At 73.7% G+C, this 14,733-nt stretch carries 7 protein-coding genes; 3 read left to right on the top strand and 4 right to left on the bottom strand.

Features of this window, described 5'->3' with window-relative positions; translation table 11 throughout:
* The first annotated feature begins 1 nt into the window (after position 1).
* On the top strand, positions 2 to 1,390 hold the full coding sequence (gene preA / locus WMF46_RS33595) for an NAD-dependent dihydropyrimidine dehydrogenase subunit PreA (RefSeq protein ID WP_437980938.1): 1,389 nt from the start codon (positions 2 to 4) through the stop codon (positions 1,388 to 1,390).
* A gap of 67 nt (positions 1,391 to 1,457) precedes the next feature.
* Here the strand turns inward: preA and WMF46_RS33590 are convergent, their stop codons facing one another.
* Complete coding sequence (locus WMF46_RS33590; protein ID WP_437987960.1) at positions 1,458 to 5,075, bottom strand: DNRLRE domain-containing protein; 3,618 nt, start codon at positions 5,073 to 5,075, stop codon at positions 1,458 to 1,460.
* Between the two features lie 391 nt (positions 5,076 to 5,466).
* Between WMF46_RS33590 and WMF46_RS33585 the strand changes: the two genes are divergently transcribed.
* On the top strand, positions 5,467 to 5,901 hold the full coding sequence (locus WMF46_RS33585; RefSeq protein WP_437980937.1) for a hypothetical protein: 435 nt from the start codon (positions 5,467 to 5,469) through the stop codon (positions 5,899 to 5,901).
* Between the two features lie 21 nt (positions 5,902 to 5,922).
* Here the strand turns inward: WMF46_RS33585 and WMF46_RS33580 are convergent, their stop codons facing one another.
* Positions 5,923 to 7,146 carry a hydroxymethylglutaryl-CoA synthase family protein gene (locus WMF46_RS33580; RefSeq protein ID WP_437980936.1) on the bottom strand — a complete coding sequence of 408 codons (1,224 nt, stop codon included), beginning with the start codon at positions 7,144 to 7,146 and terminating at the stop codon, positions 5,923 to 5,925.
* Between the two features lie 407 nt (positions 7,147 to 7,553).
* Here WMF46_RS33580 and WMF46_RS33575 point away from each other — a divergent pair, with 407 nt between their 5' ends.
* Complete coding sequence (locus WMF46_RS33575) at positions 7,554 to 8,849, top strand: hypothetical protein (RefSeq protein WP_437980935.1); 1,296 nt, start codon at positions 7,554 to 7,556, stop codon at positions 8,847 to 8,849.
* A gap of 138 nt (positions 8,850 to 8,987) precedes the next feature.
* On the opposite strand, the gene WMF46_RS33570 is transcribed toward WMF46_RS33575, so the two are convergent.
* The gene (locus WMF46_RS33570; RefSeq protein ID WP_437980934.1) at positions 8,988 to 10,601 is read right to left on the bottom strand and encodes an SUMF1/EgtB/PvdO family nonheme iron enzyme; all 1,614 of its coding nucleotides are present in this window, start codon (positions 10,599 to 10,601) and stop codon (positions 8,988 to 8,990) included.
* A 176-nt stretch (positions 10,602 to 10,777) separates the two neighbouring features.
* Entirely contained in the window at positions 10,778 to 14,635 is a 3,858-nt protein-coding gene (locus WMF46_RS33565) for a serine/threonine-protein kinase (protein WP_437980933.1), read from the bottom strand.
* Between the last annotated feature and the right edge of the window lie 98 nt (positions 14,636 to 14,733).

Below are 14,733 nucleotides of genomic sequence, written 5' to 3'. Positions count from 1 at the left end.
GATGGCCGACCTCTCTATCGACTTCGCCGGGATCAAGAGCCCGAACCCGTTCTGGCTCGCCTCGGCGCCGCCGACCAACACCGGAGATCAGGTCCGGCGCGCCTTCGACGCCGGCTGGGGCGGCGCCGTCTGGAAGACGCTCGGGAACCCGATCGTCAACGTGTCGAGCCGGTTCGGCGGCATCGACTACGGCAACACGCGGCTCATGGGGCTCAACAACGTCGAGCTCATCACCGATCGCCCGCTCGACGTGAACCTCAAGGAGATGCGCGAGATCAAGCGGCGTTACCCGGGCCACGCGCTCATCGCCTCGCTGATGGTCGAGACGAAGGACGAGTGGCGCGAGATCATCCGCAAGGCCGAGGACACGGGCGCGGACGGGCTCGAGCTCAACTTCGGCTGTCCGCACGGGATGTGCGAGCGCGGCATGGGCTCGGCCGTCGGCAACGAGCCGGCGGTCCTCCAGGAGATCGCGCGCTGGGCCGTCGAGTTCGCGACGACGCCGGTCATCGTGAAGCTCACGCCCAACGTCGGCGACATCCTGGAGCCGGGCGAGGCCGTGCTCCGCTCCGGGGCGCACGGCGTCTCGCTGATCAACACGGTCAAGTCGCTCATGGGCGTCGATCTGGAGCGGATGGTCCCGCTCCCGCGGGTCGGCGGCGCGTCGACGAACGGCGGGTATTGCGGGCCCGCGGTCAAGCCGATCGCGCTCCACATGCTGAGCCAGCTGGCGCGCCACCCCGGCGTCGGGCGGCTGCCCATCTCCGGCATCGGCGGCATCTCGAACTCCCGCGACGCCGCCGAGTTCATCGCGCTCGGCGCGACGAGCGTCCAGGTCTGCACCGCGGTGATGCATTACGGCTACCGCATCGTCGAGGAGATGATCGAGGGGCTCAGCGACTGGCTCGACGATCACGGGATGCGCTCGGTGAACGAGCTGCGCGGCAGGGCGATCCCGCAGGTCCAGGAGTGGGGCGAGCTCGACCTCTCGTACCGCGTCGTCGCGGACATCAGCGCCGACAAGTGCATCGGGTGCCAGCTCTGTTACGTGGCCTGCCTGGACGGGGCGCACCAGTGCATCCACCTGCCGGGGAGGACGGAGGCGGAGGCGCGCGCAGCGGGCCACACCCACCTCCCGAAGGTCCTCCCGGATCGCGCGGTGACGGCGGATCCGAGCGGGGACGCGGCGCCGTCGCGGATCCCGTTCGTCGACGAGGAGGAGTGCATCGGCTGCAATCTGTGCGCGCTTGTGTGCCCGGTGCCGGGGTGCATCACGATGAGGGAGGCGCCTTCAGGCAAGCCCCCCGAGACGTGGAACGACCGTGTCCAGAAGGGGACGGACTTCGTGCCCGGCGGGCTGGAGTCGACGGCGCGCGCGCGGAGCTCGTGAGCCCGGGCTCCTGGCCAGGCGGCCAGGAGCCCGCGACGACCGCGAGCGCGCGGGGGCGCTGCCCGGGCTACGGGGCGAGCTTCATGACGATCGCGTCCCCGCGGTCGTACGTGCCCACGCCGATCACGTTGCCGGCGCTGTCCACCGCGAGATCGAAGATGTCCCCGTGTTCCGCGTCGCCGATCGGGTCGACCGACCACAGCACGGCGCCCGACGGCGAGAGCTTCGCGATCGCGCCGGGCGGGTTGACGAACACGTTGCCAGCGCCGTCGAGGGCGACGGCAGGGATGCCCCAGGTGCTGGAGAGCAGGCCGAGGCCCGTCGTATCGACGCTCCACAGGGGCGCGCCCGAGGCGGTGAGCTTGGTCACGGTCGTGCCCAGGGCGACGATCAGCTCCCCGGATGGGGTCGCGGCGACGTCCGCGTCATCCGGCGTGCCGGAGACGACCTGGCTGAAGACGTGATTCCCTGCCGCGTCGAACTTCGCCAGGTACATGCCGTGAGCCGTCGGCGAGCTCGCCAGCGGTCCGCCGCCGAGGTCGAGCGCGCCGGAGAAGCGGCCGAGGACGATGACATTGCCCGCGCCGTCCACGGTGACGCTCGCAGGGTCGCTGTCGTACGGGTCGCTCTCGAAGGTCCTGATCCAGATCGGCGCGCCCGCCGCGCCGAGCTTCGCGACAAGGAGATCGCTGCCCGGCCCGCCGGCGAGGGGGCCGGTGCCGAGATCGACCGTGTCCCAGACGACGCCGGCGAGCGCGGCGCCCGCGCCGGCGCTGGCGACCTTGACCTGGCCGAGGCCAGCGACCTCCGCGAGGAGATCGCCCGACGCGGTGAACCGCTGCAGGCCGGAGTTCGAGCCCGCGATCAGCTCGCCGGTGTCCGACGCGGCGAGGCTCAGGAAGGTGCTGCCGCCGAGCGGGCGCTCGTCCCACACGTGGTTCCCCGCGGCGTCGAGCTTGGCGAGGAGCTTGGTGTTGAACATCTCCATGAGCGTCGGGTCGCCCTGCCCGACGAAGTCGATCGTGCCGTAGGCGTAGCCGCCGAGGATCACGCTGTCCGCGCTGTCGACCGCGACGGCGCGCGCGCGCATCGACTCGTGCCAGCCGTTGACGAAGCGCTTGCTCCAGAGGACGCTGCCGGGGGCGCACGGGGCGCAGCTCGGGCCCCCGCAGTCCACGCCGGACTCGGCGCCGTTCTGGATCCCGTCCTCGCAGGTGTCGTGGTAGCAGACCGTGAGCGCCGGCCGCTCCGCGGCGCTCGCGCTCTCGCTGCTCCGCAGGGTGCTCCGGGTCACCGCGGCCTCCTCGATCAGCACGCCGTGGTTGGCGAGCTCGCCGCTCACCCAGGCCTGCGCGAGCGCGGTCACGTCGACGCTCCGGAAGCCGGTGGTGCCGGAAGGACCGCCGGTGACGAAGGAGGCCTCGATCGCAGGATCGAAATGGCCGCCGCCGCCGAAGTTGCCCCACGTGACGCCCGACTCCGTCCACGCGGCGGTGGCCCGGTGGACGCGCACGGTGCTGCTCTCGATCTTGTACGTCTGGTACAGCGACAGCGTCGCCGAGGCGATCTCCGCGCTCGCCGGGACGCCGGCGAGGTTGAACCGGAGGAGGCTCCGCCGGACGCCGCCCGTGCCGGTGCCCGTCGAGAGCGTGGTGCTGGCGCCGTCGTTCCACGTGGGCGACACCTGCCAGAGCGTCGCGTCGGCCACGTCGCCGCCGAGGCCGCGCCGGAAGGTCACGCACCGCGGGTCGCACGCGTCGCCGTGCCCGTCGGCGTCAGCGTCCACCTGCGACGGGTTCGCGGCGGCAGGGCAGTTGTCGTCGTCGTCGACCACCCCGTCGCCGTCGCTGTCCTGCGCGAGCTCGAACGCATACGCGGGAGAGCCCGCGATGACCGAGCTCCCCGACACGGCGACGGCCTTGCCGAAGGCGCCGTCGGTCGGGCCGTCGCCGGTGAGCCTGCCCTTCTCGATCTCGATCCACTCGCCGCCCGCCGGCGAGAACACGTACGCCGCGCCCGCGTCCGGCTGATCGAAGCGGTCGGCCAGGATTGCGCCGGCGACCGCCATGCTGCCGGAGAGCGCCACGGCGCTCCCCAGGCCGTCCCCCGTCCTGCCGTCGGTCGCGATCAGCCGGGAGTCCTGGCGCCAGCCGCTCGCCCCGCGGTCGAACACGTAGGCCAGGCCGCGCCCGAGCTCGTACCAGGGCATCGGCGGGCTGAGGACGCCCGGCGCGCCCACGAGGATGCGCCCGCCCGAGATCGCGACCGAGCTCCCGAAGCGATCGAACGCCTGGGGCGGGTCCGCGGCGAGCCGGTGCGCGCCGCCCCAGTCGCTCGCGTCGAACACGTAGGCGGCGCCCTCGCCGTCGCCTTCCCACCACCACGAGTCCCCCGGCGAGCCCACGACCACCGTGCCGCCCTCGATCGCGACGGGCGGCGTGCTCCAGGCGTTGGCGCCGGCCGGGGCGACGAGCTCGACCTCCTCGCTCCAGGCGCCGCCGCTGCGGGAGAACACGTAGGCCGACGCCTCGGCGGAGAGGACGGCCCGGTCCCCGTCGACCGCCACCGCCCCGCCCGCCGGGTTCGACGACCCGCCGCTCGCGACGAGCTTGGCCTGCTCGGACCACACGCCCCCGCTCCGCACGAACACGTAGGCGGCGCCCGCGCCCCCGTCGCCCCAGGGCGCCCCGACCACGGCCGTGTCCGCCGAGATCGCGACCGAGGCGCCGAAGCCGTCGCCCGCGGCCCCGTCGCCCGGGACGAGCCTGGCTTGTTGCGTCCAGGCGCCGCCGCTCTTCACGAACACGTACGCCGCGCTCCCGGGCGCCCCGACGATCGCGGTGTCGCCCGACATGGCGATCGCGTCGCCGTTCAGGTGGATCGGGGTCGAGCCGTCGACCGCGATGAGCGCCGTCCGCTCCGAGGCGGCGAGCGGATCCACCGTCACCGGGTACACGGCCCCGGCGGTGTCCACGCGCAGCGACAGCGTGCGCTCGTCGACGCCGAGCTCCATCCACGCGGGCAGCGTCCGCCCCGCGGCGTCGGTGGCGTGGAGATCCGTGTACCGCATCGCCACCGCGCCGGACGCCTCGCGCAGCGCGACCCCCTCGCCGCCGGCGAGCGGCGTGGCGCGGAGATCGCCGCCCAGGGCGAGCTCGATGACGAGGTTCTGGTCCCCGGGGGCGAGGCAGGGCGGCGCCCCGGGCACCGTGAAGCCCTGCTCCAGCCCGAGCGGCCCGTTCACGTACCACTCCACGAGCCCCTCGCCCGGCGACGCGCCCTGCCGGCGGAGCTCCACGCGGTTCTTCGTGGCGGTCGGGGCCGCGCGCGGCACCTCGCGCAGATCGCCCGCGCAGCCGAACCGGGCGGCGGCCATCGAGAAGCTCCACCGCGCCTCGCCCTCCGGGGCGATCCGCACGCCCGACGCGCTGAAATCGGCCGCGAGCCGGTGCGCCGGGTTGGGAGCGCGCAGGCTCGCCCTGTTCCCGCCCGGGGACGCCTCGATCACCCGGTAGCTCTCGGGCGCCGACGCCTGCACGGCCGCGATGTACGCCGCCCGCAGGCGCGCGGGGCCCAGCGCCGCGTCGGGCGCCGCGGGCGCCGCCGGCGCGCCGTCCACCGACGGCGCGGGGTCTCGCGGCGCCTCGGTGGAGGCGCAGCCCCCCACCATGGCGGCTGCGGCCATCACCTGTCCCATCCTCCCCATTCGACCTCGCATAGGCTGGATCTCCCTCTGGCTGACGCTCCTCCGCGCAGGCGCACCGGGCGCCGGAGCGCTCCGCGCCGGAGGACAGCGAGCTCGCGGCGCCTCATCGCAAGGTCCGCGCCCTCGCCGCGGACGGGGGCCGCGCCCTCGCGATGGACGAGGGGCGCAGCCGTCGCCGCGCGGCCGGCGTTTGCGAGCGACGCGGGGCCGCGTCCGATTTCGTGACACGCGCGGCGCGGTGACCGGAACAAACAACACGGAGGGCAGGAGCCCTCGCTGGAGGAACATGGTCCCGAAAGACGCAGCGACGATCACCCCGCGGAATCGCGGTCTCACGCCGAACGCCCACGCGAAGCAGGGGCGGACGGGCATGTCCGATCACGATGAGCGGGCCGAGCTGCTCGCCGAACACCGCCCGGAGCTCGCGCGCCTGCTGCAGAGCCTCCCGGCCCGCAGCAGCGCCCCCGCGCCGCTGACGGGTTATCTCCTCTCCTTGCGAGAACCGACGGGCTATCTCATCGCGATCGGCCTGCAGCAGCGCGACCCGGCGCTCGAACCCGAGCGCATGCTCCGCGCCGCCCTGGCCGCGGGCGAGCGCGCGCCGATGCTGGTCGGCGTGATGGCGCGCTCGGCGATGGCCGAGAGCATCGCGCCGCTCGCGCCGGTCACGCGCGCGGTCGCCGTGCGCCTGAAGCGACCGGCCCCCTCCGGCACGCTGCGGGTCGTCGTCGCCGCGGCCGGCGGGGCGGAGCTCTTCACCGTGAAGCTCTCGGAGCTCACGTCCCCCCCGTCCGGCTCCGGCTGAGCGAGCCGCCCGCTCCGGCGCTCACTCGTTCGCGTAGACGCGCCGCTCGCTCGAGTCGAGCCCCAGGTACACCACCCGACCGTCGAGGCTCGCGCCCCCGCGCTCGGCGCCCTCGGGCGCCGGCCGGCGGTCGGCGGCCTCGTCGCCGTTGCGCAGCGCCTCGTACTCCGCGACGGAGGCGCGATGGCACCCGTCGAGCGGGGCGTCGATCTCTAGGGCGGCCACGAGCGCCCCGGCCTCCGGCCCGATCCTGCCCGCGAAGAACTCGGCGCAGCAGCCCGAGCCGTAGCTGAACAGCCCGACGCGCTGCCCCTCGAGCGCGCGGGCCTCCGTGGTGAGCAGGGACGCGAGCGCCAGGTAGAGCGAGCCCGTGTAGATGTTGCCGATGCGCGACGGCAGATCGAGCGACGGCTCCACCTCGACGGCGAAGCTCTCGTCGGCGGCCTGCTCGGTCAGGCCGTCCAGCGCCAGCCGGTGGCGGTGGGCCTTGCGGGCCATCTTGCCGTAGGGGACGTGATAGCAGGTGCGCGCGAGGGGATCGCCGTCGCCCGCCACGCGGCGCCAGTCGCCGTAGGCCCCGGCGAGGGCGTCGAGGTAGCACTGCACCGAGTAGTGACCGTCGACGAGCGCCTCCTTGTGGTGGAGCGGCCGCCAGAAATCGTAGACGTCGCGCGCGTACGTGCCGGTCTGGCCGACCTCGATCTCGACGAGGCGCGGCCGCTCGCGCACGAGCAGCGCCACGGCGCCGGCGCCCTGGGTGGGCTCGCCCGCGGAGCCGAGCGCGTAGCGCGCCACGTCCGAGCAAACGACGAGCGCGGCGCGGCCGCGGGCCGAGCCCGAGGCGATCCAGTCCACCGCGTTGAGGAGGCCCGCGGTGCCCCCGAAGCAGGCGTGCTTGGCCTCGAAGACCCGGCACGCGCTCGGCAGCCCGAGCAGGCCGTGGAGGAAGGAGGCCGCCGGCTTCGCGTGGTCCACGGCGGTCTCGGTGCCCACGACGCAGAGCCCGATGTCCGAGGGGCTCGCGCCCGACCGCTGGAACAGCCGGCGGGCCGCGTTGGCGCCGAGGGTGATCGGATCCTCGTCGGGCGCGGCGATCGCCATCCGGCGGGTCCCTAGGCCGGTCAGGTACTTGGAGGGCGCGATGCCCCGCGCCTCGGCGAGCTCGGCGAGCTCGACGAAGCGGCGGGGGACGGCGAGCGCGATCGCATCGATGCCGATGCGAGGAAAGTCATGACGTAGGCTCATACCTGCATCCTAGGGGCGCATTGTGCAGAGACCATCCAGCCCACGCGGAGCGTCCGAGGAGCCGAGGCGCCCGACGCGCCGCGGCGCCGCGTTCCAGCTGGCGCCATCGCTTCGCGCTCTAGGTGGAGCGTGGCGCGTGGCGCGTGGCCGGTGGCCCCAGACCGTGCCCGCGCCTCCATCCACCGCGCCTCGCCGTGCGCACCACGTGGAATGACAAAGACGCTTCCATGATACATGTCATGGAACAGCCTCCGAGAAAAATCGCGGTCAGGTCAAAATCGTCACCACATCTCGTTGCAATTGTGCAATCTGAAATAGCGCGTTCATGCGCCCTAGCGGTCGAGGTTCATGTGAAGCTCTCCCGGTCTACCATGTTGGTTCCGCTTCTTGGGTTGGGTGTTCTGGTGATGACCGGCGCCGCAGGGTGCTCCTGCAGCTCCGGGGCGGAGGGCGAGGCGGGCGCGACGGCTGGAGCGAGCGTCGGTGGAGGCGACGGCCAGGGTGGCGGCGCGGGCGGGAGCGGGGGCGGGGGCGGCGAGGGCGGCGACGACGGGGGGATGATCGGCAACGGCACCAGCGGCTCCAACACGGGTGGCAGCGGCCCCGTGACGCCCGATACGGCCTGTGTCGCCACGGTCGCCCATGCCACGCTCACGAAGCGGCCGGTCGACATCGTGTTCGTCATCGACAACTCGCCCAGCATGGCGAACGAGATCATCAGCGTACAGAACAACATCAATGAGAGCTTCGCCTCGATCATCGGCGAGAGCGGCATCGATTACCGCGTCATCATGATCTCCGCGCACGGCACGGCGGAGGTCGACGATTCGATCTGCGTCGGCGCCCCGCTCAGCACCGCGAGCTGCGCCCCGGTGCCGGAGGCGCCGGGGAACAACCCGCCCGTCTTCTACCATTACAGCCACGAGATCAGGAGCAACGACGCGCTCTGCGTGCTCCTCGGGAGCTACAACGGCGGCCTGCCCGACCAGCACGGGGTGGCGCCGTCCGGGTGGTCGGAGTGGGTGCGCGAGGACTCGCTCAAGGTGATCACCGTGATCACCGACGATCATGTGGGCTGCCAGTCGACGCACCTCGAGCGCAACATCTATATCGACGACACGCGGCAGGAGTGGGAGGACGTCGCCACGGACTTCGAAGAGCTGCTGTTCGGCCTGGACCCGGCGGTCTTCGGCGACGCGACGGCGCCCAACTACGTCTTTCACAGCATCGTCGGGCTCCACGAGAACGCGGTCCCCACGGACGCCTACGCGCCCGACGCGGCCGTTGTCGAGGAGCTGTGCGGCACCGCCGTGGCGCCGGGCACGGGCTACCAGACGCTCAGCAAGAGGACGGGCGGCCTCAGGTTCCCGCTCTGCCAGACGAGCTCGTATGACGTGGTGTTCCAGGCGATCGCGGAGGGCGTCATCACGGGCGCGGTGGTCGCGTGCGAGTTCGAGGTGCCGGACTCGCCGCCGGGGGAGATCATCGACCTCTCGACCGTGGTCGTCCAGTACACGCCCGGCGACGGGAGCGAGCCGCAATCGTTCGGCCAGGTGGCGAGCGCGGCGGCGTGCGCCCCGGGCTCCTTCTACATCGCGAACGACATGATCACGCTCTGCCCCGACGCGTGTCGGCTGGTCCAGGACGACGGCATGGCGGCGGTCGACGTCCTCTACGGCTGCGATCCCGAACCGGCGCAGTGAGCTTGTCGGCCGGGCGGCGGCGCCGGTGAGCGCTGCCGCCGCCCGCTTTGGGCCGGCGCGGGGCGCGTCGAGCGCCCGGCGGGCCCGCCGCAAGCGCGGCGGCCGGGCGGCCGCCTGGCGCGTATCCGGCGCGAACGCTCAGAGACAGCAGCGGAAGCCGATGTCCGCAGACGGGGTGAGGCGATCCTGGTCCAGGAGCGCATCGCACCTGGCCGCCTTGAGCGTGCCGCGCGCGACGTCATCCGCGTCCTGCCGCGAGGCCCTCGAGCCGCCGCGGACGAGGCAGTTGCCCTGCGCGTCGCAGGAGTTCTCCCACTCCGCCACGTTGCCGCTCATATGAAAGAGGCCCGTGATTCCGCCTTCGCAGGGCGAGATCGGCGGGACGGGGTTGGGGGGCACGGGCTTCTTGAGGAACTCGCTGCTCGGGTCGTCCACCGTGCAGGTCGCCTTGCTATAGAGATCGCTGTACGGGTATTCGTTCACGCCCTGGCCGGAGCACGCGTTGAACCACTCGCTCCGCGTCGGGCTCGCGAAGTCGGCAGGCGAGTTCGCGCCTCCGCCGATCTTGCCGCAGAGGTGTTTGCCCATGTAGGAGCAGTACGCGTAGGCGTCGCACCAGTCGACGTGGGTGACGGGCACTCGCCCCTCCGTGTAGGGCCACCCGCTCGAGGGACGGTAGATGTTCCCCGCGCACTCCGCCGGCATGCCGGCGAGCACCGGGTTCGCCTGGAGGAAGACATCGTACTCCTGCTTCGTCACCTCGTATTGATCGATGCAGTAGCTCCCGCCGCCGCTCACGGGCGAGATCACCATCCACGCCGGGCACGCGCAGACGCGGTTCGTGGTGTTGCAGATCGACGTCGCGCAATCGGTGTTGGTGTTGCAACGCTGCCCCGCCGGGCACCGGGTGCTGCACCCCTCCATCCCGCCGCAGTCGATGTCGGTCTCCTTGCCGTTCTTCACGCCGTCGCTGCAGGTCGCGGCCTGGCAGACCTGCTCGTGGCAGACGAGCTCGATACAGTCGGTCGATTTTGAGCACGCGTCGCCAGGCGGGCAGCCGGGGCAGATCCCGCCGCAATCGACGTCGGTCTCCTGGCCGTTCTTCACGCCGTCGCTGCAGGCCGGCTCCAGACACTGGCCGTTCACGCAGCTCGACGACTCGCAATCCGAGCGCGTCGCGCAGCCCTTGCTGGCCTTGCACGGCGGGCACGCCGGGTTGCCGCCGCGCGGCGCGGCGCCGCCGCCGCAGTCGGTGTCCGTCTCGCCGCCGTCCTTCACGCCGTTGTCGCACCGCGCCGCGACGCACGCGCGCCCGGCGCCGCCGCTGCCCCCGCCGCCCTCCTCGCACCGCCCTGAGAAGCAGTCGGCCGCCTCCGCGCACGCCTGATCGACCCGGCACGGCGTTGCGCAGGCGCCGCCGCAGTCGACGTCCGCCTCGTTGCTGTCCTTCACGCCGTTGGAACAGCTCGGCATGTCGGCGCCGCCTTGTCCGCCGGCGCCGCCCTGTCCGCCGGCGCCGCCCTGCCCGCCGGTGCCGCCCTGTCCGCCGGCGCCGCCCTGCCCGCCGGTGCCGCCCTGCCCGCCGGCGCCGCCGCCCTGCCCGCCGGCGCCGCCGCCCTGTCCGCCGCTGGTCGTGACGCCGCCCGAGGGCAGGTCCCCCGTCGTGGGAGGCCGGTATCTGTCTTCGCTGCTGCACGAGACAGACACGGCGAGGGCCACGAGGGGAATCAGAACGACGGACGACCTGAGCATGGAGCTGCCTCCCTGTGTTCGAACACAAGGTCAGAGGTAGAGCCTCAGCTTACTTGCGACGTCTCCTGTCCCGGGCGACAAAAAGATGCTCCCGCCCGACGGCCGGAATCACCGCCCTGTGGGCTCCCCCGGACGCCGTGATGGCCTCTCGCTCTCGCCCCAGCGCGGCTGACGCTTCAGGGCGCGTGTCCGTCGAGCCAGCCTTGCGCGAGCTCCAGGATCCGCGCGTTGTCGGGGACATCGCGCAAGAAGCGCTCGCGCCAGACAGGATCGCCGATCCTCCCGGCCCGCACGAGCAGGCCGTTGCGGGCCAGGGCGATGGCGCCCTTGGCCTCGGCCATCTGGCCCGTCGCGGCCAGCGCCTCGGCGTGGACCAGGCGCACAAGCGGGCCCTCCTCGTCGCGGCGGCCCGACTCGAGCAGGGACAGGGCCTCCGTCGTCGCGGCGAGCGCCTCGCCGGCGCGCCCGAGATCGAGCAGCGCGCGCGCGCGCGCCGCGATGGCCGCGGGGAGCCGCTCCGGCACCCCCCGCGCGAGCGCCTCGGCCGCCTGCGACTCCGCCTCGGCGAGCGCGGGCTCGCCCGCGAGGAGCAGGACGCGCGCGAGCTGGAGCCGGCTCTCGCACTCCCGCCGCCGGTCGCCGCGGCGCTCGAGCGCCTCGATCGAGCTCCGCAGGGCCGCCCTCGCCGCGTCGACCTCGCCCGCGTGGGCCAGCGCGAGGCCGAGGTTCTGCAGCGCGTTCGGGACCCGGTCGTCGAGCGCCATCCGCTCCGCCTCCTCGAGCCCGGCGCGCAGCACCCCCGCCGCCGCCTCGAAGTACCCGAACTGGACGTAGCAGAGGCCCATGTTGAGCCGCGCCCGGCACGCCTCGCGGCGATCGCCGATGTCCTCGAACGCGGCGAGCGCCGCGCCCATGCTCGCGATGCAGGCGCTCGGATCGCCGTTGTGCTGCCGGAGGAGCCCGTGCAGGTAGAGGAGCTTCGCCTCGATCATGAGATCCGCGGCCGACGCGTCCTCCGTCGCGCGCTCGACCGCGTCGATCAGCGCGTCGACGCACGCGTAGCGGCCGCCGAGCAGGAGCACGATCGCCCCCTCGAGCAGGCAGGCGTTCCTCGCGATGCGCGCGCCGTCGAGCGGCTCCGTGCCGAGGACGACCATCATCCAGCGCTCGACGCGCTCGTAGTGGCCCTGCTTGTGCCCCGCCCCGGCGAGCTGCGTGAACGCCGAGAACCACGCCACGGAGCCCGGCACGAGGTGCCGCGTCGCCTCGATCCCGCGCTGCTCCGCGAGGGCCGGCTCGCCGCGCCAGAGCAGCGCCTCGGCCTCGACAAGGCGGAGCGCGCCCACCGCGGCGGGATCCGGCCTGCAGGCGATGCCGCGCTCGGCGCAGGCGATCGCCTCGGCGAGGTCGTTGCCGCGGAGCGCTTTGTCGGCGGCGCGCAGGTACCACTCGGCGGCCTTCTCGGGCTCCTCGCCGCGCTCGAAGTGCTCGGCGAGCGCCCTCGGATCACCCTCGCCGGCCGCCTCGAGGAAGCTGCCCGCGAGCGCGTGGCCGATGCGGAGGTCGCGCGCCGTCAGCATGCCGTAGGCGGCCTCGCGGACGAGCGCGTGGCGGAAGCAGTACTCCGCGTCGTCCCGCGGCCGCCCCTCGCCCCGCCGCACGATCACCTCGCGCCGGAGCAGCTCCGCGAGGACCTGCGCGATGTCGGCGCTCCCGAGGAGCGCGGCGACCGCGCTCGACCTGAACGTCTCGCCGAAGATGCTCGCCGCCCGGAGGAGCCGCCGCGCCTCGGCGTCGAGCGTCTCCAGCCGCGCCTGCACCATGGCCACCACCGTCTCCGGCTGGCCCTCGCTGTTGCCCTCGGCGGCCGCGCGGATCTGCTCCTCGAGGAAGAACGCGTTGCCGTCGGCGCGCTCGACGAGCCTCCCCACGAGGTCGTGCCGCGCGTGCGCGCCCAGCGCCTCGCGCACGAGCCGCTCGCTCGCGCGGCGCGGGAGCGGCGTGAGGTGGAGCTCGTGGGCCAGCCGGCCCTCCCAGAGCTTCGGGAAGAGCCGGCGCACGTCGGGCCGCCCCAGCGCCAGCACGAGCAGCGGCATGTCCTTGAGCTGGCGCAGCGCCTCGTCGACCATCGTGACGGTGGGGAGGTCGCCCCACTGGAGATCCTCGAGCACGAGGAGCACGGGCCCCGCGCGGCACGCCGCCCGGAGGAAGCCCTCCCAGGCGTGGCGGAGCTGGTCGCCCATCAGCACGGCGTCGCGCCGCGCGAGCCGGAGCTGCACGTCGTGCTCGTCGGGGAACGGCGCGCCGACGAGCTCCCCGAGGAAGGCCGCGACGCGGGGCGCGTCGGTGCCCCCGTAGTGCTCCACGCGGCTCCGGACCTTGCGCTGCCGCGCCTCCAGGGGCTCGCCGTCGGCGACGCCGAGGGCGTCCCGGAGCGCGCTCGCGAGCAGGCCGAAGGCCGCGCCGGCGCCCATGGGGTCGCCCTGGCCGATCCAGACATCGATCCTGTCGCCCCGCTCGCGGAGCTTGCGGATGAGCTCCTTTCGCAGGCGCGACTTGCCCATCCCGGCCTCGGCCGTCACGAGCACCGCGCCCGCGGCGCCCTCGTCGATGCAGCGATCGACCTCGGCCACGAGCATGGCGAGCTCGCGCTCGCGGCCCACGTAGGTGGTCGGCTTGCCGAGCAGCTGCGCGGTCCGCTCGTCGCGCGCCCCGTGCAGGACGCGGCCCGCGGCGTCCTCGGTGACGTCGAACCGCATGCCGATGAGGCCCGCGGTCACCTCGTCGATGCGGACGCCGGCGGGGAGGGCGCGGTCGTCGTGGGCGGCGAGCATCTGGAAGGCGCGGTCGATGAGCTCGCCGACGGGCACGCGCGCCGAGAGCTCCGCCCGGCCGGTCGCGAGCGCGACGGGCGCGCCGCCGAGCAGCTCCTGCAGCGCGAGCGCGCACCGGGCGGCCCGCGCCGCGAGGTCGGTCGGCGCGCCCGCGCCGGACAGCACGATGAGCGGCGAGCGGCCCTCGAGGAGCTCGAGCTCGCCGCGGTACTGCTCGGCCACGTCGTGCAGCTGCCAGAGCTCTGCCTGGCGCGGCTCCGCCGCGGCGCTCCCGTTAATAGCGCGCTCGCGGGTGACCACGAGGCAGGTCACGCGTCGCTCGCCGGTCGTGAGCTCCACAGCGCGCGGCGGGAACGATCGGGGCCCGCCGACGCTGCTCTCGGGCGCGCCGATCGTGGCGAGCTCGGCCGCCACGGCGCCGCCGTCGGCCGGCCGATCCAGCGGGGATTTCGCCAGCATGCGGGCGACGAGATCGTCGAGCGCGGCGGGGGTGCCGGGCCGGAGGTCGCGCGCGCGGGGCGGCTCCTCGAGGAGGACCTTCATCAGCACGGCGAGCCCGGCGTTGCCCTGGAAGGCGGCGCGGCCGGTGAGGCAGCGGTAGAGGATGCAGCCGAGGGCGAACACGTCGGCGCGGGTGTCGACGCTGATCTCGCCGCGCGCCTGCTCGGGGGCCATGTATCCGGGCGTGCCCAGGACGAGGCCGGCGGCCGTGAGCGGCTCGTCGGTCACGGCGCGGGCGAGGCCGAAATCGATGAGGTGCACGCGCTCGAGCGAGCCGCCCTCGAGCAGCAGGTTGCTCGGCTTCAGGTCGCGGTGGACGAGGCCGAGCCTGTGGATGGCGCCGAGCGCCCTCGCGACGTGGAGGCCAAGCTCGAGGGTCTCCTCGAGGGTGAGGCCCTGGCGGGTGAGCCGGTCGGAGAGCGTCTCGCCGTCGAGCCACTGCATCGCGAGGAACGGCTGTCCCCACGAGGTGGCGCCGTGCGCGACGTAGCGCACGACGCCGGGCACCCGGGCGGCCGCGAGCATGTGGGCCTCGCGCTCGAAGCGGACGAGGTGCTGGGCGCTCTCGGTGGTCAGGAGCTTGATCGCGACCGGCTCGCCGGTCTCCTGATCGCGGGCCCGGTAGACGGCCCCCATCCCGCCCGAGGCCGCGAGGTGCTCGATGCAGAACCGGCCGTCGATGATGTCACCTGCCTGCATCGCTCACCGAGGACCCGGACGAGGCGCCTCGCCGGCGGGCAGCCTGCCAGCGGGGTGAGCGCTGCGTCCAGCGCTCATTGGAGCGGGCGCGTCACGGC

It is taken from the genome of Sorangium sp. So ce117, assembly GCF_051524395.1.
Lineage (GTDB): Bacteria > Myxococcota_A > Polyangia > Polyangiales > Polyangiaceae > Sorangium > Sorangium cellulosum_B.
The sequence above is the reverse complement of the archived record's forward strand: the minus strand, read 5'-3'. Positions and strand labels throughout refer to the sequence as shown.

Excerpts from the sequence above, each read along its gene's own strand:
- WMF46_RS33575 (WP_437980935.1), top strand. The coding sequence starts at position 7,554 with ATGACCGGCGCCGCAGGGTGCTCCTGCAGCTCCGGGGCGGAGGGCGAG.
- WMF46_RS33580 (WP_437980936.1), bottom strand. The coding sequence starts at position 7,146 with ATGAGCCTACGTCATGACTTTCCTCGCATCGGCATCGATGCGATCGCG.
- WMF46_RS33590 (WP_437987960.1), bottom strand. The coding sequence starts at position 5,075 with ATGGCCGCAGCCGCCATGGTGGGGGGCTGCGCCTCCACCGAGGCGCCG.
- preA (WP_437980938.1), top strand. The coding sequence starts at position 2 with ATGGCCGACCTCTCTATCGACTTCGCCGGGATCAAGAGCCCGAACCCG.
- WMF46_RS33565 (WP_437980933.1), bottom strand. The coding sequence starts at position 14,635 with ATGCAGGCAGGTGACATCATCGACGGCCGGTTCTGCATCGAGCACCTC.
- WMF46_RS33585 (WP_437980937.1), top strand. The coding sequence starts at position 5,467 with ATGTCCGATCACGATGAGCGGGCCGAGCTGCTCGCCGAACACCGCCCG.
- WMF46_RS33570 (WP_437980934.1), bottom strand. The coding sequence starts at position 10,601 with ATGCTCAGGTCGTCCGTCGTTCTGATTCCCCTCGTGGCCCTCGCCGTG.